This window comes from Spirillospora sp. NPDC048824, assembly GCF_043198455.1.
Classification (GTDB): Bacteria; Actinomycetota; Actinomycetes; order Streptosporangiales; family Streptosporangiaceae; genus Spirillospora.
On the sequence record NZ_JBICUS010000053.1, the window covers coordinates 1 to 2,451 of the forward strand.

General features: G+C 67.0%; 3 protein-coding genes and 1 pseudogene. 3 read left to right on the forward strand and 1 reads right to left on the reverse strand.

All coding sequences use genetic code 11. The features are described 5' to 3' along the window. A pseudogene (locus ACGFIS_RS37420) lies at window positions 1-305 on the reverse strand (hypothetical protein); the annotation flags it as partial. A 203-nt stretch (window positions 306-508) separates the two neighbouring features. Here ACGFIS_RS37420 and ACGFIS_RS37425 point away from each other — a divergent pair. The 3 genes from ACGFIS_RS37425 (at window position 509) to ACGFIS_RS37435 (ending at window position 2,207) form a co-directional block, all read left to right on the forward strand. After that, a complete protein-coding gene (locus ACGFIS_RS37425) occupies window positions 509-718 on the forward strand; it encodes a hypothetical protein (protein ID WP_392974009.1) in 210 nt (69 codons plus the stop codon). A 44-nt stretch (window positions 719-762) separates the two neighbouring features. Further along, complete coding sequence (locus ACGFIS_RS37430) at window positions 763-930, forward strand: hypothetical protein (protein ID WP_392974010.1); 168 nt, start codon at window positions 763-765, stop codon at window positions 928-930. Window positions 931-1,214: 284 nt separating this feature from the next. Then, window positions 1,215-2,207 carry an endonuclease/exonuclease/phosphatase family protein gene (locus ACGFIS_RS37435; RefSeq protein WP_392974011.1) on the forward strand — a complete coding sequence of 331 codons (993 nt, stop codon included), beginning with the start codon at window positions 1,215-1,217 and terminating at the stop codon, window positions 2,205-2,207. Window positions 2,208-2,451 lie beyond the last annotated feature (244 nt).

A 2,451-nucleotide genomic window follows, 5' to 3' on the forward strand; every position in this document is an offset into this window, starting at 1 on the left:
GCGTGGACACACGCCCTCTCCCGCTCTAATCGGCGTTCCCCCAGGCCAGACCCCGGATTCGGCATCACGTGTGACCACCAACTGCGGAACCCGGGTGCCAACAGCCCGGTCCCCACCCAGATCGGCACCAGCAGAGGCCAGGCGGGCACGCGCCGCCCCCAGCGGCAAGCGAAGGTCAGCGCCAAAAGCAGGCCGACGGCGTCCAATACGAGTGTCACTGCGTTGGCGGCGACGAACGATCCTTCCCTGACCGCCGAGTCCTCGGGCACCCCGACCATGAACCCGGCCAGCCACAGCACCTTCAACGTGAGGCTTCGGCCTGCATGTCGAGGCTGAGGACACTGGTCACTGCTGTACTCCGGGGACACGGTCCCTACTCCGGGGACACGGTCCCTTGCCCCGACGCCGGTCACACCGTCCGCGCAGCCGAGACTGGACGGGCGGTCTCACACGTCGGTGCTTCCCCGCTCCCGCAGTAGGCGGCGTACGTTCGTCTCCCCGGGCGGGCATGTGTGGAGTTTTCACCGGGCGCGATCCAGCCGAGTTCTCGCGGGTCATGCGCCCCGGCGAGGTCCCCGGCTCCCTCCGCTATCTCGCCTCCGAACTGGGCGGCCACGCCGGCGACGGCCGCAGCGACCTGTCCTCGGCGGGCGTCGTCCTCCACGAACTCCTCACCGGCCGGCATCCCGCCGAACCACCGAGGCATTTCCCGCGATGACCTTCCGGGACCGCTGGCGCACGCCATCGGCACCCTGTTCGCCGATGACCCGTCCGCCTGCCCTGCCGACGCCGACGTCGTCGTCCGCGCGGCTGCCGCACGCCCGCGACCTGCCCGGCCACCACGCCCTCGCCCTGGACGACCCGACCCATCTCTACGCCACCGCCCTTTCCGCCCTCCCCGCTAACACCGCGAAGTCAACGATGTTCTGAGAAGGGGCCGCTGAGCGACGCGTCGACCGGCGCGATCGCGGACGCCTGGTCGGTGACCTTCAGGGGCCGGTGCGGGTGGCACCGCGTTGGTCCCTCGCGTGGCCGCGCAGGGTCATATGGGTGGCCCGAATTGTGGTCGATCGGCGGCCATAAATACCGCTGATGACCATGATCGGCCAGTAACGTGACTCCTCACCTTTGAATTCGGACAATGAGCCTGCCCATCGGGGACGGCAATTCGATTCAGCAGGTGGGAGCTCCCAGTGCGAAGAATAAGGGCGGCGTTGGCCGTCGCCGTCACGATGACGATGTCATTCTCCATTCTCAGTATTCCGGTGTATGCCGAGAGTGCGCCACCGGTCACGGCCGGTCCCACCAGTCGGGTCATCGAGGCCACCGACGACAGGCCGATGATCCTGGAGTACACCCCCGCGGACGTCCAGCAAATGCGGCCATCGGCGGCCGGCAGTGCCGCTACCTCCGTGAACATTCCGATCCACCACTACAACCTCTGCGCTGGAAACGATTCGTGCGTCGGAACACCGGCGCTCAAGAATCGGGCGCGCGACCTGGTGGCGTTCTTCAGGGGCGTCGACGGTCCCTGGTTCATCTCACTCAACGAGGTCTGCCGGGAGGACTTCGAAGATCTGACCACCCGGACGCGCAGCGCCGGGACGATGGTCGTCAGCCTTGGGAAGAATCCGGATTGCGAGAAGGGCTGGTTCGGCAACGCGATTCTGCACCCGGGCGGCGCCAAAGTGGACGGCCTTGCGCGGTTCCTCTCAACGCGGGACGAAGACCTGGACTGCACTACAGATGAGTGCCGTACCATGCTCTGCCTCAAGCTCCATACCTACGCCGGGGGCATGACGGTCTGCACGACACACCTGGAGAACGAACCGGAATGGGCGATGCCGCAGGCCGATGAGTATCTCCGGACGGCCACCGGCTATGCGGACGGGCAGCCGAAGGTGCTCGCCGGCGACTTCAACCTGACACCCGACGAACTTCGCGAGCCGGAAGCGGCTCCCGCGTTCTACACGAGCATGCGCGAGCTGGTGTTCGAGGACAGGGCGACCATGCCCACGTGGAAGGACCATGACGGCGAGCCGCTGACGCCTCCCCAGCCGGTGACGCCCACCGGGCACGTCGACTACATCTGGATCGACCGTACGGGCGGGTGGGGCCCGAGATCCCCGTACTGCCCGAGTGACGTGCTGGCCAGCGATCACTGCTTCACCAACGGTGTCTGGCTGTTCCCGCTGCCGGGCACATAGGTCCGTCCCGCAGGGACGGCCGGATGGCGACGCGAACGGTGCGAGCGTCGGCTTCACGCGCGCGGGCCGCCGCCTGACGACAGACCGTCGTCAGGCGGCGGCACGTCTTCCGAGAACACAGGCCGGGACGGCGAATCGCGTGACCCTGCGAGGTTGTAACTTCAGGTGTGGAAAGTCCTTGCAGGTAGAAGGCGATGTTCGCTTTACCTGATGCGTCCTGGATAGGCCTCGGCGAGTTCGTTGA